The organism is Erwinia magellanica, assembly GCF_039023495.1.
Classification (GTDB): Bacteria; Pseudomonadota; Gammaproteobacteria; order Enterobacterales; family Enterobacteriaceae; genus Erwinia.
In genome coordinates this window covers 379495-406395 of sequence record NZ_JBCHVC010000004.1, presented here as the reverse complement: position 1 = coordinate 406395, position 26901 = coordinate 379495, and the positions used below count along the sequence as shown (strand labels likewise).

24 protein-coding genes are annotated in these 26901 nt (G+C 52.4%); 8 read left to right on the top strand and 16 right to left on the bottom strand.

The annotated features are described in order from the left end of the window. Positions 1-59: 59 nt before the first annotated feature. From malG to malE, 3 genes are all read right to left on the bottom strand, one after another. Positions 60-950 (bottom strand): maltose ABC transporter permease MalG, encoded by an 891-nt coding sequence (malG, locus tag AAH450_RS16345; protein ID WP_342911150.1) that lies wholly within the window; start codon positions 948-950, stop codon positions 60-62. A 9-nt stretch (positions 951-959) separates the two neighbouring features. Then, complete coding sequence (gene malF / locus AAH450_RS16340; RefSeq protein WP_342911149.1) at positions 960-2519, bottom strand: maltose ABC transporter permease MalF; 1560 nt, start codon at positions 2517-2519, stop codon at positions 960-962. 66 nt (positions 2520-2585) lie between these two features. Continuing rightward, complete coding sequence (gene malE, locus AAH450_RS16335; RefSeq protein ID WP_342911148.1) at positions 2586-3785, bottom strand: maltose/maltodextrin ABC transporter substrate-binding protein MalE; 1200 nt, start codon at positions 3783-3785, stop codon at positions 2586-2588. 376 nt (positions 3786-4161) lie between these two features. Here malE and malK point away from each other — a divergent pair, with 376 nt between their 5' ends. From malK to malM, 3 genes are all read left to right on the top strand, one after another. After that, positions 4162-5271, top strand: coding sequence for a maltose/maltodextrin ABC transporter ATP-binding protein MalK (gene malK / locus AAH450_RS16330; protein WP_318789055.1), 1110 nt, complete (start codon positions 4162-4164; stop codon positions 5269-5271). 26 nt (positions 5272-5297) lie between these two features. Beyond that, positions 5298-6596 (top strand): maltoporin, encoded by a 1299-nt coding sequence (locus AAH450_RS16325; protein WP_463322736.1) that lies wholly within the window; start codon positions 5298-5300, stop codon positions 6594-6596. 214 nt (positions 6597-6810) lie between these two features. Next, positions 6811-7701, top strand: coding sequence for a maltose operon protein MalM (gene malM / locus AAH450_RS16320; protein WP_342911147.1), 891 nt, complete (start codon positions 6811-6813; stop codon positions 7699-7701). 171 nt (positions 7702-7872) lie between these two features. Here malM and AAH450_RS16315 read toward each other — a convergent pair whose 3' ends face one another. The 6 genes from AAH450_RS16315 to AAH450_RS16290 all read right to left on the bottom strand — a co-directional run bounded on the left by AAH450_RS16315 (position 7873) and on the right by AAH450_RS16290 (position 13252). Beyond that, on the bottom strand, positions 7873-8799 hold the full coding sequence (locus tag AAH450_RS16315) for a LysR family transcriptional regulator (protein ID WP_342911146.1): 927 nt from the start codon (positions 8797-8799) through the stop codon (positions 7873-7875). Between the two features lie 103 nt (positions 8800-8902). Further along, positions 8903-9901: an aldo/keto reductase gene (locus AAH450_RS16310; protein WP_342911145.1), complete on the bottom strand. Its 999-nt coding sequence runs from the start codon at positions 9899-9901 to the stop codon at positions 8903-8905. 98 nt (positions 9902-9999) lie between these two features. Beyond that, positions 10000-10920, bottom strand: a complete 921-nt coding sequence (locus AAH450_RS16305) for a GlxA family transcriptional regulator (RefSeq protein WP_342911144.1) — start codon at positions 10918-10920, stop codon at positions 10000-10002. A 1-nt stretch (position 10921) separates the two neighbouring features. Next, entirely contained in the window at positions 10922-11464 is a 543-nt protein-coding gene (locus AAH450_RS16300) for an isochorismatase family protein (protein WP_342911143.1), read from the bottom strand. Between the two features lie 271 nt (positions 11465-11735). After that, the gene (locus AAH450_RS16295) at positions 11736-12275 is read right to left on the bottom strand and encodes a P-loop NTPase family protein (protein WP_342911142.1); all 540 of its coding nucleotides are present in this window, start codon (positions 12273-12275) and stop codon (positions 11736-11738) included. Between the two features lie 452 nt (positions 12276-12727). Continuing rightward, positions 12728-13252 (bottom strand): phenolic acid decarboxylase, encoded by a 525-nt coding sequence (locus AAH450_RS16290; protein ID WP_342911141.1) that lies wholly within the window; start codon positions 13250-13252, stop codon positions 12728-12730. A gap of 493 nt (positions 13253-13745) precedes the next feature. Between AAH450_RS16290 and aspT the strand changes: the two genes are divergently transcribed. Together aspT and AAH450_RS16280 are read left to right on the top strand one after the other, a co-directional pair. After that, entirely contained in the window at positions 13746-15437 is a 1692-nt protein-coding gene (gene aspT / locus AAH450_RS16285; RefSeq protein WP_342911140.1) for an aspartate-alanine antiporter, read from the top strand. 43 nt (positions 15438-15480) lie between these two features. After that, positions 15481-17088: a bifunctional aspartate transaminase/aspartate 4-decarboxylase gene (locus AAH450_RS16280; RefSeq protein WP_342911139.1), complete on the top strand. Its 1608-nt coding sequence runs from the start codon at positions 15481-15483 to the stop codon at positions 17086-17088. Positions 17089-17314: 226 nt separating this feature from the next. On the opposite strand, the gene AAH450_RS16275 is transcribed toward AAH450_RS16280, so the two are convergent. From AAH450_RS16275 to AAH450_RS16260, 4 genes are all read right to left on the bottom strand, one after another. Next, positions 17315-18211, bottom strand: a complete 897-nt coding sequence (locus tag AAH450_RS16275) for an alpha/beta fold hydrolase (RefSeq protein ID WP_342911138.1) — start codon at positions 18209-18211, stop codon at positions 17315-17317. A gap of 9 nt (positions 18212-18220) precedes the next feature. Then, complete coding sequence (locus AAH450_RS16270; RefSeq protein WP_342911137.1) at positions 18221-18655, bottom strand: DMT family transporter; 435 nt, start codon at positions 18653-18655, stop codon at positions 18221-18223. Between the two features lie 3 nt (positions 18656-18658). Beyond that, on the bottom strand, positions 18659-19276 hold the full coding sequence (locus AAH450_RS16265) for a TetR/AcrR family transcriptional regulator (RefSeq protein ID WP_342911136.1): 618 nt from the start codon (positions 19274-19276) through the stop codon (positions 18659-18661). A gap of 252 nt (positions 19277-19528) precedes the next feature. Further along, positions 19529-20938, bottom strand: coding sequence for an amidase (locus AAH450_RS16260; protein WP_342911135.1), 1410 nt, complete (start codon positions 20936-20938; stop codon positions 19529-19531). A 125-nt stretch (positions 20939-21063) separates the two neighbouring features. On the opposite strand from AAH450_RS16260, the gene AAH450_RS16255 reads away from it, so the two are divergent. Beyond that, positions 21064-21636, top strand: coding sequence for a TetR/AcrR family transcriptional regulator (locus tag AAH450_RS16255; RefSeq protein ID WP_342911261.1), 573 nt, complete (start codon positions 21064-21066; stop codon positions 21634-21636). 171 nt (positions 21637-21807) lie between these two features. Here the strand turns inward: AAH450_RS16255 and AAH450_RS16250 are convergent, their stop codons facing one another. Continuing rightward, positions 21808-22773, bottom strand: coding sequence for a YiiG family protein (locus AAH450_RS16250; protein ID WP_342911134.1), 966 nt, complete (start codon positions 22771-22773; stop codon positions 21808-21810). 138 nt (positions 22774-22911) lie between these two features. After that, a complete protein-coding gene (locus tag AAH450_RS16245; protein ID WP_342911133.1) occupies positions 22912-24789 on the bottom strand; it encodes a M48 family metallopeptidase in 1878 nt (625 codons plus the stop codon). Positions 24790-25161: 372 nt separating this feature from the next. On the opposite strand from AAH450_RS16245, the gene AAH450_RS16240 reads away from it, so the two are divergent. Continuing rightward, positions 25162-25503 carry a hypothetical protein gene (locus AAH450_RS16240; RefSeq protein WP_342911132.1) on the top strand — a complete coding sequence of 114 codons (342 nt, stop codon included), beginning with the start codon at positions 25162-25164 and terminating at the stop codon, positions 25501-25503. A 77-nt stretch (positions 25504-25580) separates the two neighbouring features. Then, positions 25581-26138: a hypothetical protein gene (locus AAH450_RS16235; RefSeq protein ID WP_342911131.1), complete on the top strand. Its 558-nt coding sequence runs from the start codon at positions 25581-25583 to the stop codon at positions 26136-26138. A gap of 113 nt (positions 26139-26251) precedes the next feature. Here the strand turns inward: AAH450_RS16235 and AAH450_RS16230 are convergent, their stop codons facing one another. Beyond that, on the bottom strand, positions 26252-26806 hold the full coding sequence (locus AAH450_RS16230; RefSeq protein WP_342911130.1) for a GNAT family N-acetyltransferase: 555 nt from the start codon (positions 26804-26806) through the stop codon (positions 26252-26254). Positions 26807-26901 lie beyond the last annotated feature (95 nt).

Here is a 26901-nt window from a genome sequence, read left to right as displayed (position 1 = left end):
GCCGTAAGGCCACCCAGGACACAGGACTGACTGTAATAACCCTATTACAGGTAAAAAATTTAGCCCTTCACGCCTCCGGCGGTGAGTCCTCCCACCAGCCAGCGTTGCGCTATCAGGAAGACGGCGGTAATGGGAATAGCAGAGAGGATGGCCGCTGCGGCAAAGTCTCCCCACAGATAGTTCTGCGGATTAAGGTATTGCTGCATTCCCACCGCCAGCGTGTAGCTGTTCACATCCCGCAGCAGCAGTGAGGCCACCGGCACTTCGGTAATCGCTGCAATAAACGACAGAATAAACACCACGGCCAGAATCGGCACGGAGAGCGGCAGCAGCACCAGCCGGAACGCCTGCCACGGCGAGGCGCCATCCAGCGCCGCTGCCTCCTCCAGCGAATTATCAATGGTTTCGAAGTAGCCTTTGATCGTCCAGACATGCAGCGCGATGCCGCCCATATAGGCAAAAATGACGCCGCCGTGGGTGTTCAGGCCCAGGAACGGAATGTACATCCCCAGCCGGTCAAACAGCGCATAGAGCGCCACCAGCGACAGCACCGCCGGGAACATCTGGAAAATCAGCATGCCCTTCAGCAACGAACTTTTCCCGCGAAACTTCATACGGGCAAAGGCATAAGCGCAGGTGGTGGAGAGCGCAACAATGCCAATGGCGGTGATCACCGCAATCTTGACGGAGTTCCACAGCCAGAGCATCACCGGGAAGGGCGGCGGCGTAAGGCTGCCGTCACTGTTGGTGACGCTGATACCCAGCGCCAGCTTCCAGTGATCCCAGGAGACCGTCTCCGGGATCAAACTGCCGGTGGCGAAGTTACCTGGCCGCAGCGAGATGGCAAACACCATCAGCAGCGGGAACAGGATCAGTGCAATAAAACTCAGCAATAACAGATGAGTCACCAGCAGCCTGACGCGCTGGGATTTTGGTTTAACCATCGCCATAACGCTTCCTTAATCAAATTTCATTCGTGAGGCTTTAAGGTTGATTACCGCCAGCGCGCCAACCAGCAGGAAAATCAGCGTGGCGATGGCGGCAGCCAGACCAAAGTCCTGCCCGCCGCCGCCCTCAAAGGCGATGCGCCAGGTATAGCTGACCAGCAGGTCGGTATGCCCGGCGGGCGTGGTGGTGCCCAGTCGGTCAGGGCCGCCGTTGGTCAGCAGCTGAATTAACACAAAGTTATTAAAATTAAAGGCAAAGCTGGCGATCATCAGCGGCGTCAGCGGCTTAATCAGCAGCGGCAGCGTGATGCGGAAGAAATTCTGTATCGGCGTGGCGCCATCCATTGCGGAAGCCTCATACAGATCCTCCGGGATAGCTTTCAGCAGGCCCATACACAAAATCATCATATAGGGATAGCCAAGCCAGGTATTGACGATCACCAGCATGGTTCTGGCCGTCAGCGGGTCGCTGAACCAGGCGGGTTTAATCCCGAACAAGGCGCCCAGCATCAGGTTGATTTCACCAAAGCTCTGGTTAAATAACCCTTTGAAAATCAGTATTGAGATAAAAGCGGGTACGGCATAAGGCAGGATCAGCAGCAGGCGATAGGCAGCTTTGCCCTTCAGCTCATCCCACTGCACAACACAGGCCAGCACCATGCCAACTGCCGTGGTAAGCAGTACCGTGAGCAGCGAAAACACCACCGTCCAGACAAATATTGCCAGGAAAGGTTTTTGGATCCCCTCATCCTGAAATACGCGCAGGAAGTTTTTCCAGCCGATGCCTACCGTAAAGCCCGGACTGAGCGTTTCCGTTTCCCATGCGCCATGCGCATCAATGGACTGATAAAACCCGCTGTCCATGTTGGGGCTGTAGACTTTCCCGTTCTGGCTGTTGGTCAGGAGCCTGCCGTCATCGCCCAGTTTATAAAGTGGCTGGGTGCCGGAAAACTGCCGCAGCGAGCTCATCCGTAACGCGGTGCCGTCTGCGAGTTTTGCTGAAAGCTGACCAAGCGCCTGGCGATTTTGCGTAATGATCCGCAGCCCGGCTTTGGCCGTTTCCGGTGCGGTTTGTGGTGCCATTTCCAGCGTCTGCGGAGCGGCGGGATTTAAGGTAAAGGGTTTGGAGACCAGCACCTCACTACTCTCGGGCGAAGTCAGCGCCAGCTGCCACTCTTTGCCAGCGGGGTAGAGCGCAAAGTTCCACGCTTTGTCGGCGCGGAATTGTCTCTCCATCAGCACGCTCTGGGCGCGCTCAAAACTCAGCTGATGAACGCTGCTGTAGTTAGTGAAGGCGATGGCAATGGTACAGACCAGCGGGAACAGCACAAACAGCGCCATACCGGCGAGGCCGGGATAAACGTAACGCCAGGAATAGGCCCGGCGATTACCATAGATAAACAGGCCGAGACTGGAGAGGATCAGCGTCAGGATGGCAAACAGGTATTCGCCCTGCGCGTACATCAACACAATTAAATAACCAGCCACCAGAGCACACAGGCCGATAAGAGACCAGGCGAGCAGGGAACGCCCTTGTTTTCTGGCAGGCAGGCTGGTCTGAGCTACGGACATAGCAACAATCCTTTTTGGCACGATGCAGCCGCAAAATGGCTGCATCGCTGGTCGCGGAAGAAACGATTATTTGGTCACGCGGGTTTCCACATCTTTCAGTGCCTGAGGCACGGTCTGACGACCATTAACCGCATTGACGATGGCACTGCGCTCGGCATACCAGAAGGCGCTCATTTGCGGGATATTCGGCATGATTTCGCCATTCTTCGAGTTCGCCATGGTGGCGGCAATGCGCGGATCTTTCTCCAGCTTAGACTGGTACGATTTCAGCGCTACGGCACCCAGCGGCTTATCTTTATTCACCACGGCCAGGCCGTCATCGGTGATCAGATAATTTTCCAGGAACTCCTTCGCCAGCTCTTTGTTGGGGCTGGCCGCATTGATACCCGCCGTCAGCACGCCAACAAAGGGTTTGGAAGGCTTACCGTGGAAAGTTGGCAGCGGCGCAACGCCGTAGTTGATTTTGCTCTTGTCGAGGTTAGCCCAGGCCCAGGGGCCGTCAATGGTCAGCGCCGTCTGGCCTTTGTTAAAGGCCGCTTCCGCAATGGAGTAGTCCGTATCGGCACTGATATGTTTGTTTTTCACTAAATCGACAATGAATTGCAGGCCAGCCTGCGACCCGGCATTGTTAACGCCCGTGTCTTTGGTGTCATATTTCCCTTCAACATACTTAAAGGCGTAACCGCCATCCGCAGCAATAATGGGCCAGGTAAAGTAGGGTTCTTGCAGGTTCCACATGATGGCGCTTTTGCCTTTTGCCCGCAGCGTTTTATCCAGCGCAGGGATCTCTTCCCAGGTTTTTGGCAGAGCCTTGATCAGGTCTTTGTTGTAAATCAGCGAGAGAGATTCCACCGCTACCGGATAACCAATCAGTTTGCCGTCGAAAGTGACCGCATCCCAGGTAAACGGGAACAGCTTATCTTTGAAAGCCTGGTCAGGAGAGATCTCGGCCACCAGACCGGACTGGGCATAACCGCCGAAACGATCGTGGGCCCAGAAAATGATATCGGGTCCGTCACCGGTCGCGGCAACCTGCGGATACTTCTCTTCCAGCTTATCGGGATGTTCAACGGTGACTTTAATGCCCGTATCCTGCTCAAACTTTTTACCGACTTCCGCCAGGCCGTTATAGCCTTTATCACCGTTGATCCAGATCACCAGCTTGCCTTCTTCTATTTTGGCAAAGGCGGCAGAGGAGAGAACCAGCGTTGCCAGTGCGGAGATCTTCACGGTATGTCTGAGGATGTTCTTCATGCTGAGAGCCATAATCCAGTCCTTATAGTGCTGTGAGGCAGCAGATTTCTCTCTACACAGAGGGAAAAGAGAGGGTACGTTGCCAGTGTGGAGTTAACCCTCCGGGGCTTCATCCTCCCCCCACCTACGCCCCCACCTCTCAGACTGTGATGCTCCTAACACTCTGGGCGGTAATGACAGCTGACTCGCAAAATTAACCATCAGTTTTTGCCAGGCCGGTCACGAAATTGACTTTTAGCCTGAACTTTTCTTCGCTGCGCGCGGCGGCTCATCCTCCCTGCTCCTCCCCCGTGAAAAACCCGCTGACGGAGGATTACGCCCGGCACGCTTGTCGGCATCCTTCCTGACATTCAATTTCCTCTGCATGTGGCAGAGAGAGGAGTTCAGGATGGCGAGCGTTTCCCTAAGCGGCGTGCACAAAGCCTTTGGCGACACGGTGATCTCCAGCGATATCAACCTGGAGATTGAGGAAGGGGAGTTCGTGGTGTTTGTCGGGCCATCTGGCTGCGGTAAATCAACGCTGCTGCGGATGATTGCCGGTCTGGAAGAGATCACCTCTGGCGAACTGAAGATTGGCAATCAGCGTATGAATGAAGTCCCGCCTGCTGGCCGTGGCATCGGGATGGTGTTTCAGTCTTACGCGCTCTACCCCCACCTTTCGGTGGCGGAAAATATGTCTTTCGGCCTCAAGCTTTCGCGCACCAAAAAAGAGGAGATAGAGCAGCGGGTGAATCAGGTTTCTGAAGTCCTGCAACTGGCTCATCTTCTGGAGCGGCGGCCAAAAGCGCTCTCCGGCGGCCAGCGTCAGCGCGTGGCGATTGGCCGCACGCTGGTGGCAGAGCCAAGGGTATTTTTGCTGGACGAACCGCTCTCTAACCTTGATGCGGCGCTGCGTGTGCAGATGCGTATTGAGATCTCCCGGCTGCACAAGCGGCTGAAGCGCACGATGATCTACGTGACGCACGATCAGGTTGAGGCGATGACGCTGGCCGACAAAATCGTGGTGCTTAATGCCGGGCGCATTGCGCAGATTGGTAAGCCGCTGGCGCTTTACCACTATCCAGCCAACCGGTTTGTGGCCGGGTTTATTGGCTCGCCCAGAATGAATTTCCTGCCGGTTAAAGTGATTGCCGCCGAGCCTGAGCGTGTACAGGTGGAACTGCCCGATCGCCAGTGGGTCTGGTTGCCTGTTGCAGGCAGCGACGTCACGGCGGGCAGCAATCTCTCGCTGGGTATTCGCCCTGAACACCTTTTACCGGGCGACAGCGCTGAAATCAGGCTTGCCGGTGAAGTGCAGGTCGTCGAACAGCTCGGTAATGAAACCCAGATCCATATCCAGATTCCGGCAATTCGTCAAAACCTGGTTTACCGCCAGAATGACGTGGTGCTGGTAGAAGAAGGTGCAACTTTCGCCATTGGCCTGCCGCCACACCGCTGTCATCTGTTCCGTGAAGACGGAACGGCCTGTCGCCGGTTACACCCGGAGCCGGGCGTTTAAATGCACCAGTCCCCCTACAGGAGAAGATGATGATAACAATACGTAATTCCTCCCTGGCGCTGGCAGTGGCCGCAGGCGTCCTTTCCACCCCGGCTATGGCCGTAGATTTCACCGGTTACGCCCGTTCCGGCATCGGCTGGTCTGGCAGCGGCGGTGAGCAGCAATGCTTTAAGGCGACTGGCGCAGAAAGCAAATACCGTCTGGGTAACGAATGTGAAACCTATGCGGAGCTGAAACTGGGGCAGGAAGTCTGGAAAGAGGGCGACAAGAGCTTCTATTTTGACACCAACGTAGCCTATTCCGTATCACAGCAGAACGACTGGGAATCAACCGATCCGGCTTTCCGTGAAGCGAACGTGAAAGGTAAAAACCTGATCGAATGGTTGCCAGGCTCCACCATCTGGGCAGGTAAGCGTTTCTACCAGCGTCATGATGTGCATATGATCGACTTCTACTACTGGGATATCTCGGGTCCTGGTGCCGGTCTGGAAGATATTGATGTCGGCTTCGGTAAGCTCTCCTTTGCGGCGACCCGCAACACCGAAAGCGGCGGCTCCTTTGGCTACATTGCGGACCAGCGTAATGAGCTGCCGACCTCCAACGACGTCTTTGACGTGCGTCTGGCCGGTCTGGAAACCAACCCTGGCGGCGTGCTGGAGCTGGGCGTGGATTATGGCCGTGCCAATGCGCGTGACGGCTACTCGCTGGACGATAACGCCACCAAAGATGGCTGGTTGCTGACCGCTGAGCATACGCAGAGCATCTATAACGGCTACAACAAATTCGTGCTGCAATACGCGGCTGACTCAATGACCGATCCGGGTACAGGCGCGGCGAACGGCCACTCTAACGGTTCAGCTATCAATAACAACGGCAGCATGCTTCGTGTGCTGGACCACGGTGCGATTGATTTCAACGACACCTGGAGCCTGATGTATGTGGCAATGTACCAGGATACGGATCGTGATAACAATAACGGCACCACCTGGTATACCGTGGGCGTGCGCCCGATGTACAAATGGACGCCAATCATGAGCACCCTGCTGGAAGCGGGTTATGACAACGTGAAATCCCAGCGTACCGGCGACCGCAACGGTCAGTACAAAGTTACCCTGGCGCAACAGTGGCAGGCTGGCGACAGCATCTGGTCCCGTCCGGCTATCCGCGTCTTTGCGACCTATGCCAACTGGGATGAGAAATGGGGTTATGACACCGACAGCGGCGTGAACAATGGTCTGGCAATGAATGACACCGGCGCGCGTACCTTCAGCCGTGGCAATGATGATGAAATAACCTTCGGCGCGCAGATGGAAATCTGGTGGTAAGTATTCTCTCATCTTCCGTGAAGCGGAGGTGTTGACCGGCCTTAGTTTCCCTGGGAGGTCGCAAAGAGTTCCCAGGGATAAGGTCAGTTTTGCCTTGCCGCCTCGTGAATGATTGTGCGGTAAGCGGCAAGTTGAGTCGTAAAGAAGATGTGCTGGCTGGCGGATCAGGTATCAATGGCCGCCAGCCTTCATGGTGATTTCAAAGGAAACAACAATGAAAAAGAATCTGCTGTCACTGTGTCTCTCCCTGAGCCTGCTGGCTGCTGCGCCCGCAGTGGTCTCTGCTGCTCAGCAGGATGCCGCTAAGGCCCCCACTCTTTCCAGCGAGCAGTTACGCAAACTCTCCTGGACACCGCTGGTTCCGCCAGTGACGCAGGATGTACAGCTTGGTAGCGGCGGCTCGCAGATCAATCAGGGCGAGATCCAGGGTGCCGTGGGCGCATTTGCCCTGCCAGCTGACCGTGGTTCGCTGGAGATCGTCTTAACCAGCGTGGTGACGGGCAAAACCGTCTATGCCCCGAACGTACTGGTACTGGATGAACAGATGCGTCCGGCAGCGTTCTATCCCAGCAACTATTTCCCCTATGAGAAGCCGGGCATCGTCTCCAGCGATCGCCTTGAAGGCACGCTGAAGCTCACCCCGGCGCTGGGGCAGAAACAGATCTACCTGCTGGTTTACACCACCAGCAAAGATCTGAGCGAGACAACGCAAATGATTAACCCTGCCAAAGCCTATGCGGCTGGCGTGGGCAATGCTGTACCCGATATTCCCGACCCGGTTGCCCGACACACCGCAACCGGCACGCTCAGTCTGAAAGTCACCGCCGAGCAGAAGGCGGGGAACGTGATGATAGGGCAGCTCTTCCCGTCATCGGATACGCCAGCGGCCGCTCCGGTCGTGGTGGGCAGTACGCAGGCTGCGGCGCCTGCGCCAGCCAAACCCGCAGAGCCGATGCTGGATGACTCTGACGCCTGGTTTAACAACGCTATTAAAAAGGCGGTGAAGGCAGGGGATGTGGACAAGGCGTTGAAACTGCTGAATGAAGCTGAACGGCTTGGCTCGAAAACGGCGCGTAAAACCTTTATCGAAAGCGTGAAGCAGTAAACTGCTGCGGTCATTCAGGGGCCAGGCAAGAAGTTTGCCAGCCTGTGCCCCTGAAGGGAGCCTTAAACAGAAAAATAGTCAGCGGCAGGAGCATTCATTTTCTCTGAATAATGCGGAGTTATTTTAAAAAAGCGGCTCTTATACTGCACAGTTAAACAAGCATTAACCCGCTCAATACTCAGCTGCATTCCCGCTTAACATCTCCTGCATATCAAGCACTGCCTTATTTTTCTCATTTTTTCGAATGGCGGCGTAGATATCGATATTTAACCGCTGCGAGGCATCATCAGTCAGCGCGCGGTAGCTTAATCCCTCCTGATTAAAGGTGCATTTTGACTGCGGCATCAGGGCAAAGCCCTTGCCCCTGGCTATATGAGTCAGCATAACGAGAGAATCATCAGGCTCTTTAACTTTTTTAAGCGTGACGGCAAGCCTGCTGAAATAGCCTTCGCACTTATCATAAAACGAAGGATTGGCGCTTCTGGCAAACCAGAAAAGCGGTAAATCACTCACCTCTTCCAGTGAGACCTTCTCTTTCAGGCTGGCAGGATGCATGGCGGGCAGAGCCATAAACAGGGGTTCGCGGCAGACCCAGCGGTACTGCACGGCATCTTCATGGCCTGCACCTTTTTCCCCCGTGAGCACGAGGTCAAGGGTGTTTTTAGCCAGGCACTGCAACAGTTGGGCAGAGGTGAGATTGGGTGTTTCAACATCATCTTCCGCATTGAGTCTGGCCAGCTGTTGGTTTAATGGCTCTACAAACTCAAAATTCAACGTCCGGGTAAGGCCGATGCGCAGACGCGCTACTGTTGCCAGCGAGTCCGATTTTAACCCATAAAGTTCCGCCAGAATGCTCTCTGCCCTGGCCACAAGGGCACGTCCTGCTTCCGTTAAACTCACCTCGTGCGTACTCCGGCTGAACAATTGTTCCCCCAGCACCCTTTCCAGGCATTTAATCTGTCGGGTTAACGGCGGCTGAGTCATACAGAGCCGTTCAGCCGCGCGGCGAAAGTTAAGTTCATGGGCCACCGCAAGAAAGCACTGGAGTTGCTTTACGCTGGGAAGATTGCTGCTGATAAGGTGCGCTGCTGTCGCCATAGAATCCATCCTGCCATTTAACGCCATCAGTAAAGCAGTTGCCGTGCTGATAATGAAGAGAATATACCGGGATCACCCGGTATATTTATGATGAACGCTGTTATCAGGCGTTAACGCCTTTCATCCCCTCTTCAGAGTACCGTCCGCCTTTAATCTCAACACGCTGATGAATGCCATTAAGTAATGCAACATCCTTTTTATCCAACACAATATCAGCGGCACCGGCATTTTCAGCCAGATAATGGCTCTGCTTAGTGCCGGGAATGGGAACCAGTTTGTCATACTGAGCCAGAAGCCAGGCCAGTGCGATCTGTCCGGCTGTAGCGCTGTATTTCTCTGCCAGAGGCCGGATAACCTCAAGCAGTTGAGCGTTATGATCGAGGCTGGACTGCGCAAAGCGCTCATTGTTTTTGCGGAAATCACCCTCTGCAAAATCGCTGTTCTTAAGGTATTTACCGGTCAGGAAGCCTCTGCCGAGCGGCGAGTAAGGAACCAGTCCGATATCCAGCTCTTTCACTGCTGGCAGGATTTCATCTTCAATATCGCGGGTCCATAACGAATATTCCGTTTGCAGCGCACTCAGCGGGTGTACGGCATGCGCCCGATGTAGAGTGGATGCGGAGACCTCGCAAAGACCGATATGATTTATTTTGCCCTCTTTCACGAGCTGGCTCAGGCAGGCCATGCTTTCTTCGATGGGAATCGCCTGGTTCACCCGGTGAAGGTAAAACAGGTCGATTCGCTCCACGCCAAGCCGTTTAAGAGAGGCGTTACAGCAGCGGGTAATGTAGTCGGGTTGATTATTGATGGTGCGGGCATAGGCTTCGTCAGGCGAGCGGTCGATGCCGCACTTGGTGGCAATGTTGAACCTTTCCCGTGTCGCCTTATCCAGACCGGCAAGAAAGTGGCCAATCAGCCGCTCGTTATGACCCCGGCCATAGAGGTCCGCCGTATCGATAAAGGTAATATCCAGGTCGATAAGTTTGTGCAGGAGTTGCAGGGAGTTGTGGTCATCTGTTTCGCCATAAAATTCGCTTAACCCCATGGCGCCATAGCCAACAGAACTCACGGTCAGATCCTGAGAGAGATTGCGGGTTTTCATCGTGTCTCCTTTTGTTGAGTTTCCCGATTGTTTCACCCCGCTGACCCTGACTGAATTCCCATTTTCGTGATGCCAAAAAGGTATCACCTTGCTGAAGGTTACGGCTGCCAGCGCTGCAAGGCGCGGCGAAGCTGGCGTGAAGAGGAGAAGCCGGCAGATAAAGCAGCTTTTTCTGCCCCTTCACCCTGCTGTAAGCGCTGTTGTGCAATCGCTATCCGCAGCTGCTCGTGATAATCCCGCACGCTGATCCCCAGATGCTGCCTGAACAGACGCGTCAGATGGCGCGGGCTGACATGGACCCGCCCGGCAATCTCCTCCAGCTGCCACTCCTGCTCCGGATGCACCACCAGTAAATCCTGCGTGCGATGGATAGCGGGATGCATATGGTTGCGGTAGCGCAGCCACGGCGAAAGCTGCGGATCGTCGCCCGAACGCCGGAAATAGATCACCATTTCCCGCGCCACGTTCAGCGCCGTCTGCGAGCCGCAGAGCTGATGAATAAGGTGTAAGGAGAGGTCGATGCCTGCGGTGATCCCTGCGCTGGTCCAGATGCCACGATCTTCCACAAAGATGCGGTTTTCCTTAACGATAGCCGCAGGATCGCACTTTTTCAGCCGATCTATCACTTCATGGTGGCTGGTACAGTGCACGCCGCTCAGCAGGCCCGCTTTAGCCGCAAGAATGGCCCCCGAACAGATGCAGATCAGCGTGATGCGCTGCGCATGGATATCCGGCTGCTGCCGCATCAGCCAGTGACGCGCCGCGATGCCTTGCGGCGTATCAAAGCAGGTGGCAGAGTCATGCACGCCAGGCACCACCAGCAGGCTGCCAGCGGGAAGCCTGTCGGGCAGCGGCTCGATGCGGCTGATGCTCATATCGGTAGAGGTCATCACGCTCTCCTCCGGGCCGAAATAACGCAGCGCAAAGGCACCGCCTGCCAGCTTCAGCGTCTCTGCCGGGCCGGTCACATCCAGCGAGACGACGCCGGGCACCATTAAAAACCACACCGGGACAGTCATGTTATGGCAGCTCCTGTAGGCACTCCTCCACGCTCTGGACGGAGGCGAAACGGTTGATCAGCACGGCTTCAGTACGGTGACGGAGGTCAGCGATACTCAGCGTGATGCGGTTATGGCAAACAGGGAAGGTCAGCGTTGCTTCGGTCACAAACGTCACCTTATAGCCGAGATCTGACGCGACGCGGGCGGTGGTTTCACAGCACTGTTCGGTGCGCAGACCGCTGATAATCAGATGATCCACCTTCTGCTCCTGTAACCACTCCTGCAACCCCGATTTGGTCAGGGCATTGTGGACGCGCTTGTACACCGTTTTCACCGCTTTGTGGTTCAGAAAGGGCAGGCGTACCAGCAGACCCGAGTCCCGCGAGAACGCGCCATCTTCTTCCTCATGGAACACATCCACAATCGGGATACCACGAACGTGGCAGCCGCCGATCAGCGCGGAGAGGCTGCGTTCAAAGGCGGGCATCTCGACAGTATCCTGATAGCCACGATGATAGAAGGACTGCTGCGCGTCAATCACTAAAAGCACGGTATTGGACATTTCTGGACTCCTGACTGAATGGGTGTGACCCAATGATGGCGGGAAACCATAGCAGACAGAAGGCCAAAAACGGACATGATGCTGTCGGGGCGAGACGAGTCAATTTGATGAGGTGAAAAAGGAAGGACATAAAGGGTAACAGGGATGAAAATCAGCGGCGATGCACGCCGGTTAAAGCCGGGGGCTGATGCACCAGGCTTGCCGCCTTGCCTGCGCTGCGCTCTTTGAGGCTAAAGCCTGCGCAAATGCCAGCGTGGTGCCTGTAATTCGTTTATGTGCGTAAGCCCCACCGTTGAAAGCAGGCCTCAACGTCGCGAGGAGATTTCAGCAGCAGCTTTGGAAGTCTGACATGTTCGTACACTCTCTTATGATGCAGGCGGTTTTTAGGGGCAATTAAGGTGATGTATTTTATCATCTCCCAGCTGACATTTTCTCTGCCTGTTCTGAGACCACCGATCCTCGGAGTGGAGGAGTAACATCTGCGAATGTATCGCAGCAGACCTACTGTTACCGGTACATCAAGGAGAATCAAACCTGTGGCGCGGGCAAGCCGCTCTGCTGCGCATTTCGTATAGTTACCCTCTATGACCCATCTTTCCTGACTAACTGCATCTGCATGTAAGCGAAGAAACTCTGCATGATCACGGGGAACCCAGTTTGTGTCCGGAAGATGATGAAGTTGATCAAGATGAACGACAGGAAGGGCCGTCTTGCGGGAAATAGCGTCAGCGAGCGTTGATTTTCCACTGTTTGAAGGACCCATAATGCATATGCGCGGGCCAAGCTCTTCTAATGAATCGGGTGTGTTCACAAAATTTCCTCGGGCGAATCCCTGTTAAGTCTTTAACCACCACGGCGTACTCCCCTGATATTCTCTGCGGCTCCCGACAAAGAGCGATCGCCAACCTGCTGCGCTAACCAGCAAGCCGCCGAACTTCTGCGGTTGGCTCTGTTTCTGCACGGCAAGCGCCCTCTCTGGAGAAGGGTGTAGTCTATTCTTTTCACTGGAAAAAAATCCACCGAAGCCAAATTGCATGACTTCAGTGAGCACCCGGTTCGCCGCCTCCCGGAAGAAGTTGATTTCTTTACGGCGCTGTAATGTACAGGTATTCCGCCAGCAGCTTACTGTTAATGGTTTGCCTGATGAGGCTGATATGGACAATGTCATCCAGGGCACTGTAAAAATCAATACAGAAAGAGGCCCCTTATGGCAGGGATTTTCTGTTTTTTTCCGCTATCCCAACTTTCTGACTGAGTCTGCACTCATTTACCTTCAAAAAAGTTTTCCGGTAGCTGCCCCGGAGCCATGTTTATCACCTCATTATTATCCGGGCCTTCATTTTTCATATAAGTTACTTCGGCAAACTCCGGGATGATCACATAGGGATAGGCAGGGCCTTCATCGCGGAAGCGATGCATATCATCAATAAACTCATTCTGGTAACAGATAGTTTTTTCAGGATGCTGACCTTCTCCGGCAATCCACTGAGGAAAAAATATCGTGCCATGCACCAGCTTACGGTTGATATCAAATAACAGACTTACACAAGTGCCAGTGGGTTCATGCCAGTCAACTTTATAAATACCTGGTGCGAACTGAATGGCATGCATTTTCTGATCAGTAACCCAGCGTCCCCCTACCAGCCCCTGATGAATACGGTAATCGCACGTCTGATCGTTGCGGGCATACCATTCATATTTCCATCCATTATCGTAGGTATAAACAAAATGCGTACCAGTGAATAGTGAGAGATCATTTGAAAAATTTTTCAGCGAGTCGGCAGACATAATTATCCTCACTCATAGTGTGGGTAACGGGGGTTTTACATAATCATTGTGTTAACACCGTTTTTATCAATTGCACCCTCAGTGCAATATCCAGTATGGCCTCAATTTCTGCGGGAGCCATTTTTAGCAACAGTAAAAATAAAAAATCACATTCGCCAATAATGATAAAAATATCCGCCAGTAAATCAGGAGGTTAATGAGCTTCCGACAGGATTCATTTACAGGGAATAGCGTGTTTAGAGAAGCAGAGATACCTCCAGATCGGGATCTTAATCCAACTTTATTGCTATTGGCAGCATTAAGTTTCTGTAAATTGCCTTTAATAGGGTTTAATGTTTTTTGAAGAGACAGTGATGTTTTTTATGGTCACTAAAAAAATTTATAGCTACCTTTTATCAGGTACGAATAAATAGAGGTGTTCACTATAATTTTATTCCGCGACCATAAACGGTGCGGCTCGATCCTTTTAAACCGAATAGCAGGATACTCTTCTATGAACTTGCTTCATGAAGTTTTTCGTCTGTCTCCGGAACTTGCCTTATTTCTGTCACTTGCCATTGGTACATGGATTGGAAAGCTGAAACTGGGTGCATTTCAGCTGGGCGGTGTTGCAGGTGCTTTGCTGATTGCCGTATTAATTAGCCAGGTTGGGATCACTATTGACAGCGGAATAAAGAACGTTTTGTTTGCCGTCTTTATTTATGCTGTGGGCTTTGAAAGCGGCCCTAAATTTTTCTCATCACTGGGGCGACGAACGCTCCGTGAAATCGCGCTGGCATTAATTCTGGTGATAACCTCGCTGGGTACTGTGGTCGCTATGGCTAAATTTTTTGCGCTTGATAAAGGCATTGCGGCTGGCATTGCGGCCGGAGCGCTTACCCAGTCAGCAATTATTGGCACCGCCAGTGCAGCGATAGCCAAACTCGGCCTGGATCCCGCTCAGCTGCAACAAATGCAGGGAAACGTGGCGGTAGGTTATGCCGTAACCTATATCTTTGGCTCTCTTGGCGCCATTATCATTTGCGTTAATATTCTGCCCAAAATAATGGGGCGATCTATTCGTGAAGATGCCATAAAAGCTGAACGGGAGATGATGCAGGGCGCTCCTTTGCTGGCTCCAGGCCAGCAGCCTGCGCTGCCGGAGCTGGTGGGACGAGTCTTTCTTGCCGGGCCAGCCGGCGGAAAAACGGTGGCACAAATTGAAGCCACAGCGGCCCCGCTTTTTCCTGTCACGCTGGAGCGCCTCAAACGCAAAGATAAAGTCATTTCAGTCGTACCGGATATGCAGCTTAACGAGAGTGATGTGTTGCTGTTAGTCGGACGCCGGAAAGGCATTATTTCACTGGTGCCTTTTCTCGGCAGAGAGCTGGATGCCGACGAAGGACCAGAGATGATCATGCAATCTGCTGAGGTCCTTCTGACCAATACGGCTCTGACTGGAAAATCGATTGGCCAGTTGCGCACTCAAATTTCAGGAGATGTGCGACACGGTATCTTTGTCACCGCGCTTCGACGTGGTGACACTCTGCTCCCGTTTAAAGACGATACGGTCATTCAGCATAACGATGTGGTCACCCTGTATGGCAGTGAACAGGATATCCAACGGGCTGTAGCATTAGCCGGGCCTTCCCTGATCAAAAGCGCCAAAACAGATCTGATGTTTCATGGCTTCGGCCTTTCTGTAGGGCTGCTGCTGGGTCTGTTGGTGCTGCGTATCGGCTCTGTCCCGCTTACGCTTGGTAGCGGCGGTGGTGCGCTTTTATCCGGACTCCTGTTTGGGTGGTACCAGGCGCGAAAGCCTTTGACCGGCAATATGCCCATTCCTGCTTCAGGATTGCTGCGTGATTTAGGCCTTGCCGGTTTCGTGGCGGTGGTGGGTTTGCAGTCTGGTTTACAGGCCGTACACACCGTCCGCGATAACGGCCTTTCAATATTTCTGATAGGCATCGTCGTGACGGTGGTGCCGCTGATGATCACCCTGTTTATTGGCCGCTATCTCCTGCGCTACGACAACACCGCGGTTTTTGCCGGGGCGCTGGCCGGAACACGCAGCGCGAACCCCGCCTTTGGTGAAATTCTTGATAAGGCAGGTAACGCCATTCCTACCGCACCCTTTGCCGTGACCTACGGATTGGCAAATGTCTTCCTGACCCTGTTGGGTCCACTCATTATTGCCCTGGTCTGAACCACTCGTTAAACAACCCCGTTGTTATCAGGAGAGTTTTACCATGTCTAATCCTTACGAGAAATATGCTGCGCTCAGCCCGTTTGAACTGAAAGATGCGCTGATTGATCTGGCTTCCAGTAAAACCGATCGAATAATGCTCAACGCAGGCCGGGGAAATCCAAACTTTCTCGCCACGCTTCCCCGCCGTGCTTTTTGGCGACTTGGCTTATTTGCCACTGAAGAAGCTGAGCTTTCCTACTCCTATTTGCCGCACGGAATTGGCGGATTGCCTCGACTGGATGGCATTGAAGCACGCTTTGATGCCTTTCTCTCACGAGAGCATCATCAGCCAGGGGTGGCTTTTCTTTCCAGGGCGGTGAGCTATGTACGTGATCAGCTGGGCCTTTCCGCCCCGGCATTTTTGCATGAAATGGTGGAGGGTATTTTAGGCGCAAATTATCCTGTCCCACCCCGCATGCTCAGAGTCAGCGAAAAGATTACCCGCGAATATATTGTCAAAGAGATGATAGGGGGTTTGATTTCAGCAGAGGATGTCAATTTGTTCGCGGTAGAGGGCGGAACCGCAGCAATGACTTATCTTTTCAATACTTTGCGCACCAACGGGCTGATAAAAGCTGGAGATAAGGTGGCGATGGGTGCTCCAATCTTTACCCCTTATATTGAAATTCCCCGGCTGGAAGATTATCGGCTTGAGAGCGTGATGATTAACGCTTCTCCTGAGCAAAACTGGCAATATCCAGATGAGGAACTCGACAAGCTACTTGATCCCGATATTAAAATATTCTTCTGCGTTAATCCGAGTAATCCGGCCTCGGTTAAGATGGATCAGCGCAGCCTGGAAAAAATGGTGAGGATAACAGAACAGCGACCGGACCTGATTATTCTTACCGACGATGTTTATGGCACCTTTGCCCAGGACTTTAAGTCACTTTTTGCAACGTGCCCGAAAAATACCATTCTGGTTTACTCTTTCTCGAAATATTTTGGTGCAACCGGATGGCGTCTTGGCGTTATTGCCACTCATCAGCAGAATATTATTGACGAAAAAATAGGTGAACTCGGCGCGGACGAAAAAAACCGCCTGGCAGAAAGATATGGCTCGCTTACGCCTGACGTAGCGTCAATGAGTTTTCTTGATCGCGTCGTCGCCGACAGCCGTAGCGTAGCGCTCAATCATACAGCCGGGTTATCCACGCCTCAGCAGGTACAAATGGTGTTGTTCAGTCTGTTTGCCCTGATGGATGGTGAGAACGGCTATAAAATGGCGGTATCAGAAATTATCCGTCGCCGTCAGGCCGTGCTGTACCGTGAGTTGGGCATTTCCCATACCGAGGATAGTGACGCAGTAGATTATTATACTCTGCTTGATCTTGAAGCTATCTCGCGCCAGGTATATGGCGACGATTTTGCCCTCTGGGTCCGGAAAACGCTTAATCCAACCGACTTACTGTTTCGAATCGCTGAAGAGACCGGCATTGTTATGTTGCCTGGTTCTGGCTTTGGCACCCAGCAACCCGCCGGTCGTATTTCTCTGGCTAATCTTAACGAATATGAATATGCCGCTATAGGTAAAGCGCTGCGAAATATGATGGAACATTACTACAGGGAATATAGCCTTGAAGCAGACAACCCCTCAGCTAACCCCTAAAGCGAGCCGTGCTTTAAAGCAGTACATAAGGTGAATTTACCTTCAGGCCAGGTATGGGTCTGAAGGTGGAATAATCACCTGCATCAGGGTTCACCTTTTGTACCTGAGTGAAAAAGGGAGCATTCACTTATTACCAGATACTTCCCTTGCAGAGCAGCCAGGAGCGAAAAGCGGGCGTTATGTACGAATTGGAAAGGGCAATAAAGCTTCTACTCATCTCTGCAATTCAGTTTGCGTATTGGCCAAAAAATAGCTCCAGAGCACGGGCAACGGCTTCGGGTTGTTCTTCTGGCTGGAAATGGCCGCAATCAGTAATTTGCTGACTGTAGATCTCATCGCCAAATGCTCTCAGGGTAGCGGCCATATCAGGAACAGACCCCTGGTCAGCGGAGAGACCCAGAACCGGCATAGTCAGGCGCCGCTGTCTGGCGAATTCAGCATTTTGCGCAGCTGAGCGTGACAGCGCCCGGTAAAACGCCAGCCCAGCCCGCAAGCCACCCGGTGCTTTAAGTAAACGCTCATATTCCGCAATTTCAGCCTCGCCATAACAACGGTAATTAACCGTTTTTTCGCGGAAAAACCATTCCAGATAAATGCGTTCACGTCCTGCCAGCAAAGCTTCTGGCAGGTCAGCTACGGCATGGAAGGAAAAATGCCAGGTTTTCCATGACTTGTCAGAATCCGACGGCAATTTATCCGGCAGCGATACGCCTGGAATGCCAGCGTCCATCAAAGTCATAGCCCGTATTTCATCGCCGTACATCATGGCATAGGGAAAGGCGACCCAGGCACCTACATCGTGGGCTGCAAGAAAGTAGGATCCTAATTCTAAAGAGGCGACAAAAGCATGGAGCCGCGTGGCAACGGTTTTTGTGTCGTAACCGGAAAGGGGCTTGTCTGTGTCACCTTGCCCTGGCAAATCGATAGCTATAATGTGGTATTTGTCTGCCAGATGGGACATCACATGACGCCAGGCAAACCAGCTTTCAGGGAAGCCAGCCAGGAGTACTAACGGAATTCCATCCTGGCGGCCGCCGGTCACATAGTGAAAGCGCAGGCCAGCTGCACGGGTAAAATGATGGCTGAACCCTTCGGGCGCATCAGGAAGCATGAAAGCAGACATAATGAATTCCTAAAGTAGGAGCACACTGCCAGCCAGCAGCAGAGCCGCAGCGATGGCGCGTTGCAATGTAATGGGATGAGGTGTAAGACCAAACAGGCCAAAACGGTCCAGCACCATAGAAAAGAGTACCTGTCCGGCGATCGCTAAAGCGACCATAGCCGCTGCGCCCAGACGCGGAGTACAAGCGGTTACGCCGGCCAGCGTCACCACGCCGCAAAGCCCGCCAATCCAGGCCCATAAGGGGAGCGCCTGCAAATTTGCACCGCGTGGTAAGGCCCCGGTTATCACCATACCGGCAATGAAAAGCACCACTGCTGAAATCAGCGCCGATGTAGTGGCTGCCCACACCGGTGAACCGAGAGCATGGCCCAGACGGGTATTGCAGACCGCCTGCAACGGCAACATAGCCCCGGCGAGAATGGCAACAATGACGAACGCAAACATGACTTACTCCAGTAGCTTCAGCGCCTGCATCACAAAGTCTTCGCCATCGCCGGTCAGGGTTGAAACCTTGCCAATTACACGCATCCCTTGCAGCAACGCCAGTATCACTGCGGCGGCGGCGGTTACGTTAGTTGTCATGGCAATGGACCCGTCTTGTTTCCCCAGTTTAATCAAGTCTTCAAGAGCAGCCCGACGCTTCGATAATTGCTTGCCTAAGTCCCCGGCAACAGCGCCAAGCTGGTCGATCTGGGTGAGACCGGTAACCACCATACAGCCGAGCTTGCCGTCTCTTCCCTGGCTGAGTTCAACATAATCCCGCAACAGTTCAGCGATTTTGTCTTTGCCGTTAGCCACCTGTTCCAGTCGTGTTTTCAGACGTTCTTCCCGAAGCGACACATAACGGTCCAGAGCCATGGCAAAGACCCCTTCTTTGTCTTTATAGGCTTTGTAAATGCTGCCAGTGGTGAGGCCAGTGGCTGCGGTGATGTCACTGATACTGACGCCGCTAAAACCCCGGCTGCGAAAAAGCGTAATAGCCCCGTCAAGGAAGGCCTCTTCGTCAAAAACCCGTGGGCGCCCCCTGGAGGGTTGCGCAGTAGCGCTGAGGGAAGGTGATTTCATAACTAACCTTTATTTAGGTAACGATCATTTCCTTTTTAAGCCAAAGGGGGCTTACTGTCAAGAAAAGGTGAATCAACAATGCCTTGAACTGCTCTTAACGAATTAACGCAGGGATTGGGATGACGGCTTCTGGTACAGAGCAGCCAGCATACAGAGAGGCGGCTATCAACAGGAGGCGGACGTTGAGAATATCGTTTTTTAGCAGGATAAACTGATCAGGCCTTGCGACACTTCGCGAGGCCTTTTGCGGTTTTAAAGCGATGGATGTAGCCCTTTTACCGGGCTGACAGCTTCAAGCAGTGAAGCGATATGCAGAATAGTTCTCTCTGCATGCCATTTGCCAACAATCTGAATGTTAACAGGCATGCCCTCATGACTTCTGCCAAACGGAAGCGCTATGCCGGGTAAGCCCGTCACGTTCAGAGGGACTGTCGCGCCCTGGAGATAAGTAGCATCAACTTCCTGTCCGTCAATGACAAACCGATCTACGCCGTGCTTGTGGGCAGGAATGGGCAGTACATGCGTGATAAGCGCATCATACTGTGAGAAGTATTCTGCAAAGCCATCCCGTAACCTTTCCGCCGCCTGTTCAGCATCAATAAAATCAGCCACAGAAGTATCCGGCAGAGACAGCATCGTCTTCGCCATTTTATAAAGTTCGTCCGGCCTGCGGCCTGCGGTAGCTGCCGCAAATGCGGGCTTCATCTCCATAACGTGGATTCGGTTAAAAACATCCAGCGCAAAATCCCGCTCCAGCGCCGGTATACCTACATGCTCCACCACTACGCCGGGTCCCTGTAGCGCTTCTGCCGCTGACTTCACTACCGCAGCGACCTGCGGATCAACCGGACCAAAGCCCGGTCCGGTCATCCAGCCAATGCGAAGCGGTCGCGATGAACTAAACGGCAGGCCGTCCTGATAAACCGGCGCGCTGCTGGAAAAGGCATCGTGCCCGTCCGGTCCCGCCAGCTGTGAGAAGGCCAGAGCGAGATCGCGTACAGAACGGGCCATAGGCCCCACATGCCAGAAGCGGCGAGGTGCGCGCGGCCAGATACCCGTCATAGGCACGCTGCCGTGCGTTGCTTTCATGGAGGTGATCCCCGTCTGCGCAGCGGGGCCACGCACTGAAATGGCCAGGTCGGTTCCCAGCCCCAGCGGAGACATTCCCGCAGCAATAGCTGCTGATTCGCCTCCGCTGGAGCCGCCAGGCGTGCGGGTCAGATCCCAGGGATTGTTGGAACGCCCGGAAAGCAGGTTATCGCTCTCAATCCAGTATGAAAATTCCGGCAGGTTAGTTTTTGCCAGCAGGATGCCGCCTGCATTTTTGAGACGCGCCACGCTGGTGGCGTCCTCAGCGGGAAGACGATTTTTAAAAATGGGTGAACCGCGCTGTGTCAGTACACCGGCGGTATCTATCGAATCTTTCGCCGTAAAGGGCACGCCATGCAGGGGAGGGAGATTGTCTCCTCTCATCACGGCGGCTTCCGCCGCAACGGCATGTTTCATGGCATCCTCTGCCAGCGTCACAATGGCATTAACATCCGGATTGGTTGCTTCAATCCGGTCAATATGCGCCTGCATAACTTCCACCGGTGAGATTTCGCGGCTGCGGATCAGGCTGGCTAATTGGGTTGCGTCTGAATAAAAGATCTCTTTGCTCATGATTGGCTCTCTTAATGAATTATCTAACTAACGTTTGGTAGGTAAACAGTAGGCGCCGGAAATCGCCTTGTCAATACCTACCTAACGTATGTTAGAATAAACCGCTATTCCTCAGGAGAAAGATGATGAGCAAGACATCCAGAGATGAAATCTTAAATGCGGCCCGCCTGACGGCGCAGGCTCATGGTTATACCGGTCTGAATATTCGCGGTCTGGCTGATGAAGTCGGGATAAAAGCAGCCAGCATTTATCACCACTTCGCCAGTAAAGCAGAGTTAGGTGCGGCGGTAGCGCAACGATACTGGGAAGATACAGCGCGTGACCTGGCAGTATTGCGGGAAACAGAGGGCGATGCGCTGAAAAGCCTGAGCCGTTACCCGCATATTTTTCGCCGTTCGCTGGAAAGTGATAACCGGCTCTGTATGGGCAGCTTTATGTCCGCCGAGTATGACGACCTGCCGGAACCGGTGAAAAAAGAGGTACAGAAATTCGCAGACGTAAACGTTGCCTGGCTGGAAACGCAGCTTCAGGAAGCAGGTTTCATCACTCCTGAAGAGAGTGAAAAACGGGCGCGTGCTATTTTTTCCGCCATTGCTGGCGCTCAACTGATGGCCAGAAGCCGGAACGATATCACTCTTTTTGACGAGCTTATTGAGGCCTATTCACAGGCAGGCTTGCTGCCTTCCGCGCGCAGGTAAATATGATGAAATCTGGAGCGGGCGTTTACAGCAGAAGCTATACGTAACGGTATAACCTGAACCAATATTTCCGTGGGATGATTGCCAAAAAAAACAGGACTCTAAAGAGTCCTGTTGTGCGTTTTTTATCGCGCAATTCGTGAGGCGCTGGCAGCGTTAGCAGCAGCCAACTTACAGTCGGTTACTGGCCTTAACCAGTTCGTTATATGATCTTAAGACTCGCATCGGCGAACCGCCCACCATCCAGCCAGTGTTGCCGGGACTCTCTATCAGTGACTGCTCGCCATGGCTGTAAGGCGTTTTGTCACGCAACCGGCGCATGAGATCTTTACTGTCTTTCAGAAAACTTTCGGCATTGTCCATAACGATCGACCAGCCGATCGGCTTACCAGGCTCGCTGGCCGTAGCCTTATCTGCCTCAGCCAGCAGCGCGCCATAGGCGTTGATCGCTTTGGTGACTTCGGCAATATCAGGCGCCTGAGCGTCAAGCTGCGTTGCCAGCAGTTTCCCCTGAGTGATTAACGCCAGACGGTAGTAGCTGATATGGCGTCCCTCAGATTTTTCAATCTCAACGAGTTGCGCGGCGGACAGGGCATTGGTCTCCTTCTCCACTTCAGCACCGTAGACGTCGCTGGAGTGGATAAAGTTTTTGAAAGCCATTATCAGCGGTTGGTGCATTTTCTTACCCTGCGCGAAACCATCATCCTTGTAATCTTCCTGGCTGTAATAGAGATGGGCTTGCGACACTAACGGAGCCAGCGTGGTCAAATCAGCCAGATACTGTGTGGCCGCCGCGTCCAGCGCTGGCATGGCGGGCTTTGCCTTTGATGCCTGCGGAATAGCCTGGGTACAGCTCTCCAACTCATAGGGGGCGAGACTACCCAACACGTTGACATTGCGCTCCCTGCCCGTTGGCCCCTTTTCCACATCAGCAATCCAGCTGACATAACGCTGCGCACTGCTGCGTGCCGCTCCATCGGCGGTGTTGTAGCATTTCACATAGAAATTCAATTTGGTGCCAGTCTGTGCGGTGACATCCTCTGCAACCGGGTTGGAAGCAGCCTGTGGTACTGGCTTTCCATCCGTTGTGTCATTGTTGTCGCATGCTGCCAGCGGCAAAAAAAGTGCGCTCGCCAATATTGCTGGTATGACAGTCCTGATCGCTTTATGAAACACAATAGTTCCTTTATGGGTAAGTTATAAAAACGGTTGCAGCCTTAAGTTATGGCCCCTGAATCAATCGCCCACGAATAATGGCGAGAGTAGGGGCATTGATTACGAATCTTGTGCTGTAACCGTCGCTTGTTGTGTCAGCAGCGCCCGTACCGTCTGATGTCGGTGCCAGTAATAGCCCAGCGTATTCTTGAAATTATCAATCTCCTTTTTCAGTCCCGGCAGGCGGATTTCACTGCGTTTTTTGCCGAGCGTATTCGTTTGCATATGTCGTACATACAAAGTATCTCTGCCGAAGCTGCGGATAACATTGAGGTCTTTAACATTATCCCATTCCAGTAGCTCAGTCGTTTGCGGCTTCACAATACCCTGCCAGGTAATTTCTATCTGCGAGCCATCTTTTAGCGTAAAGGGAACATTCGGGAAATGTTTAAGCACCAGCGCGGTCTCAGTTTCTCCCGTGGGCTGATAGCGCCAGGCCAGGCTCTCTTCATGCGCAGAAGAGAAATCGCGTTCATATTTCTGCCACAGTTGTTGTTCAATAAGATCGGCAACAGGCATTAAATCGACCCAACTCTCTGTGGGGAGTTCGGCTGCTACAGCGGCATACCCGATCTCTTCCACGGAATAGCCCACATTACGCATCCTTTCCGTCAGCGGCGGGTGTGAATCAAACGGATGCGGCACATTCTGTTCCCGCATCATGCTGATAAATTCTGAGGAGGTCACATGTTGCGACAGACCAACAGCGATCGCTTTACTGATCCCCAGTTCATTCTCATGCAGTAAGTTATTTTCAAAGAGGTTTCGTTCTACTTCGTTACGGTAACTCGCATATGCTGAGACTTTGATTAAGGATTCAATTATCGCGGCGGGTGAGGTAAGCGTGGAGGCATTGCGATCGGCCACGAATTCACGCTCACGGCTGTTACGCTGCCATGCCAGTTCAAAGAGTATGCGATACAGATAGAGCGGATAGAACACGATAAGCGTGGCCACATTCTGGCCCATCAGCTGCATATAGAGATCGAAATGGTGTAGCTTCGGCCCCAGTAACGCGCTCGAAGCGGTGTCCCCTTCATGCAGGTGAGTCAGCTCATGCACCATGACACCATCAGCCTGCACGGTGGTGAGCTGGCGCAAGAGAGGAATACTGACGTAGAGTTTACGGCCCGTTAACGGGTGCTGATTAATGCTCAGCGGCGCTTCTGTCACGTAAAAATTCGTGTCAATACCGGCAATAATATGGTCCGGCGGAGAGGTGCCCACCCTGGCGGCCAGCGCATCAATGCGTGACCAGAGAGCAGGAGCTGCTTCGCGGAGCACTACTTCGCCTTCGACACTCTCTTCAGGCGGAAGCTTTTTAAAGATGCCCTTGATCATGTAGTACATACCGGCCAGCACCAGCAGGCCCACTGCCATCACCAGCTTTGGATAGTAAGTTTGCGTGAAGAAGGCTGTCCCCCAGAAAGAGATCCATACCAGCATAGCTCCCTGCACTATTACCTCCAGTGAACACACCAGCATCAGGAACCGACGCGCCAGCGTCAGACTCAATAGCTGGCTCCGGCGGTTTCTGAAGGCCAGTGCGCTGAGCAACAGTACCATCAGCAGCACTATGCCGCTGGCGATCAGGGTCCAGAAGGCCACTTTATCCATCATAGAGAACTGCCACAGTTCCGATTTTGGCGCGCAGACTGCGTTTTTATAATCGAGCAGATCGTCAGTGACCGGCCCGCAGACGCTGGAAGGGGGATTCTGTTGCAGAAAATCTGTGAGTTTACCTACATCCTGATTTTGTCCCCGCGCATCCTCAATAAAAATCTGCGTATATTGCTGATTAAGCGAATTGTTACCGTATTCAGCAAAAACTAACGTGATGGCTGGGATAAGAAACAGCGTGAACAAAAGCCAGAAAAACACCTTTGCATAACCCTTTTTCAATTCCGTTATTTTTTTCAAAATAATAAACTCATTCAATGTTGGTGGAAGGGATAAGCTGCTTTTATCAGAATGTTCCGGAAAATACCCCTGGGCAAAGGAAATACTTGAAATCCGTCTCAGCATGCTTTGCATGTATTATGAATATGTTTTCTCAGAAAGGATCATATTAAGATATTAATGGCTGAGTTAAACGCTATGCAGGTAAGAAATTTCTATTATGGTGTTTTTCTCTCTCTAAAGACGGTTTTTTGAAACAATCGTATGGGGGGCGGGATCGGCAAAGCGAATGCGAAAAAGTAATAATAACAGTATTAAATCCGTGACCTGAATCCCCTCGCTATAATGAAAGGAATATGTTAATTTTTACGCGAAGCTTACCTCTCCCTACAAAAAACAAGGATAAATAAGATGATAGTCTGGAGCGGCGTTGGTTTTTTTATTGCCCTGCTTATTTCCGTTTCTTATGTATTATGCAAATGGCTGGTTGATATTTTTTATTATGATGGCTATTTTTTAACCCACCTGTGGGCAACAGGTGTTACCTTGATTCTTTCAGCCATACTTTGTGCGGCTTTGGTCTGGGTACTCCGGCAGGAGAAATGGCTGGATGCGCTGGCAAAAAAAACGCAAAGCCGGCCAATGATAGCGCCGGAAAAAACACATAATTTCTTTTTTATTCCTGTTCTGTACTGGCCAGTCATTCTTCTTTTATTGGGTTCAGGAATACTTATCTGGGACTTGATGAACTAGCCTTACTGTATTCCTTACACCAAACCTGCTCTCGCTGCATCAGCGAAAAGTAAAAGCAATAATATAAGGCGTTCACGATGAAATTAAGTAAGTTTTTAAATATAACCGGCGCAATGTGTCTGGCAGCTGCGGTTGGCTGCACGGTTAATGTGGCATCTGCGGCTGAAGTTAAAACGGCGGAAAAAACAGCCACCAATACTGATACACTCTCTTTACTGGATGGAGAGCAGGTTTTCACATTGCAGGGCTATGTAGCTCAGCCTGTTCCGGGCGGCGCACCGGGGAAAATGTATGTTAACAAACAGGCCAAACGTGTGTTGCTGATTGGCGAAGAAGAAATACCGCTGATTGCCCGCGCCGCCAGTGATAGTGATTTTCTTGATGGTATGAAATCTATCAAGGATCAGCAGAAAGCAAGCTCGCCAGCTTACACTGTCGTCAGTGAAAAAACTGAGAACGCGGAGGGGTTGGAGGTATATCACCTTGAAGCCACTAACAATATGGGCGGTAATGATGTGTTGCAGGCAACCTTACTTGCTGTAGCCCATAATAAATTTACCGTTATCCAGGTCATTTCCAATCACAAAGATAAGTCGGGGCACCTCGCCGCCGTAAACAACATTCTCGGAAAATAAAATTATAAACATTGCCTGTTGATCTGCTCTGGTTCGATCAATATGGCAATGTTAGCTATCTGCGCCTCTGGCACAGAGCATACGTCCAGCCTGGTTATCTGATTATAATGTGCTCAGCAAAATGGGCTGGTATGTGAGCTGATGGGCAACGGGCGTATTAGCAGGCGTACCTGCCTGCCGCGATAGTGAACATAGTTCTGGAACTGAAAACCAAAACGCTCCGCCAGATAATTCGAACGCTGATTTGCCTGGTCAATAATACAGCAAACCTGAGAAGCTAAGGTCTTATCGGCCCATTGCAAAATAGCGGCCAGCGCTTCAGAGGCATACCCTTTGCCACGCCCTTCAGCAATCAGCGTCCATCCAGCCTCAGGGCAGGTTAACGCCGGTGTAATATCGCGATGTGCATCCTGAAAACCAAACGAACCCACATACAGATTCGTTGCTTTTTCAAATACAGCCCAGTAACCATACCCCAAAGCCTGCCAGTGTCCGATATAAAGTAGTAAACGGGTCCAGACCATTTCTGCCGTCGGATTTTCCCCGCCATTAATCTTAGCCATTTCAGGCGTAGCCCAGCTTGCCTTAAGGGCGGAAAAATCATCAAGCGTGAACTGCTTTAAAACCAGGCGTTCTGTCTCTAACTGAGGTGCTTGCTGTATAACCATTTATTCTCCTGAAAAAATAAGCTCAGCCGTGCTGACTGATTTATCCTTATACCGTTGGCGTACAACTGAATGCGCTGAGGGCGGTTATATGGACA

Bases quoted from the DNA above. Each gene is read 5' to 3' on its own strand.
- malG (WP_342911150.1), bottom strand. From the start codon at position 950: ATGGCGATGGTTAAACCAAAATCCCAGCGCGTCAGGCTGCTGGTGACT.
- malF (WP_342911149.1), bottom strand. From the start codon at position 2,519: ATGTCCGTAGCTCAGACCAGCCTGCCTGCCAGAAAACAAGGGCGTTCC.
- malE (WP_342911148.1), bottom strand. From the start codon at position 3,785: ATGGCTCTCAGCATGAAGAACATCCTCAGACATACCGTGAAGATCTCC.
- malK (WP_318789055.1), top strand. From the start codon at position 4,162: ATGGCGAGCGTTTCCCTAAGCGGCGTGCACAAAGCCTTTGGCGACACG.
- AAH450_RS16325 (WP_463322736.1), top strand. From the start codon at position 5,298: ATGATGATAACAATACGTAATTCCTCCCTGGCGCTGGCAGTGGCCGCA.
- malM (WP_342911147.1), top strand. From the start codon at position 6,811: ATGAAAAAGAATCTGCTGTCACTGTGTCTCTCCCTGAGCCTGCTGGCT.
- AAH450_RS16315 (WP_342911146.1), bottom strand. From the start codon at position 8,799: ATGGCGACAGCAGCGCACCTTATCAGCAGCAATCTTCCCAGCGTAAAG.
- AAH450_RS16310 (WP_342911145.1), bottom strand. From the start codon at position 9,901: ATGAAAACCCGCAATCTCTCTCAGGATCTGACCGTGAGTTCTGTTGGC.
- AAH450_RS16305 (WP_342911144.1), bottom strand. From the start codon at position 10,920: ATGACTGTCCCGGTGTGGTTTTTAATGGTGCCCGGCGTCGTCTCGCTG.
- AAH450_RS16300 (WP_342911143.1), bottom strand. From the start codon at position 11,464: ATGTCCAATACCGTGCTTTTAGTGATTGACGCGCAGCAGTCCTTCTAT.
- AAH450_RS16290 (WP_342911141.1), bottom strand. From the start codon at position 13,252: ATGTCTGCCGACTCGCTGAAAAATTTTTCAAATGATCTCTCACTATTC.
- aspT (WP_342911140.1), top strand. From the start codon at position 13,746: ATGAACTTGCTTCATGAAGTTTTTCGTCTGTCTCCGGAACTTGCCTTA.
- AAH450_RS16280 (WP_342911139.1), top strand. From the start codon at position 15,481: ATGTCTAATCCTTACGAGAAATATGCTGCGCTCAGCCCGTTTGAACTG.
- AAH450_RS16275 (WP_342911138.1), bottom strand. From the start codon at position 18,211: ATGTCTGCTTTCATGCTTCCTGATGCGCCCGAAGGGTTCAGCCATCAT.
- AAH450_RS16270 (WP_342911137.1), bottom strand. From the start codon at position 18,655: ATGTTTGCGTTCGTCATTGTTGCCATTCTCGCCGGGGCTATGTTGCCG.
- AAH450_RS16265 (WP_342911136.1), bottom strand. From the start codon at position 19,276: ATGAAATCACCTTCCCTCAGCGCTACTGCGCAACCCTCCAGGGGGCGC.
- AAH450_RS16260 (WP_342911135.1), bottom strand. From the start codon at position 20,938: ATGAGCAAAGAGATCTTTTATTCAGACGCAACCCAATTAGCCAGCCTG.
- AAH450_RS16255 (WP_342911261.1), top strand. From the start codon at position 21,064: ATGAGCAAGACATCCAGAGATGAAATCTTAAATGCGGCCCGCCTGACG.
- AAH450_RS16240 (WP_342911132.1), top strand. From the start codon at position 25,162: ATGATAGTCTGGAGCGGCGTTGGTTTTTTTATTGCCCTGCTTATTTCC.
- AAH450_RS16235 (WP_342911131.1), top strand. From the start codon at position 25,581: ATGAAATTAAGTAAGTTTTTAAATATAACCGGCGCAATGTGTCTGGCA.
- AAH450_RS16230 (WP_342911130.1), bottom strand. From the start codon at position 26,806: ATGGTTATACAGCAAGCACCTCAGTTAGAGACAGAACGCCTGGTTTTA.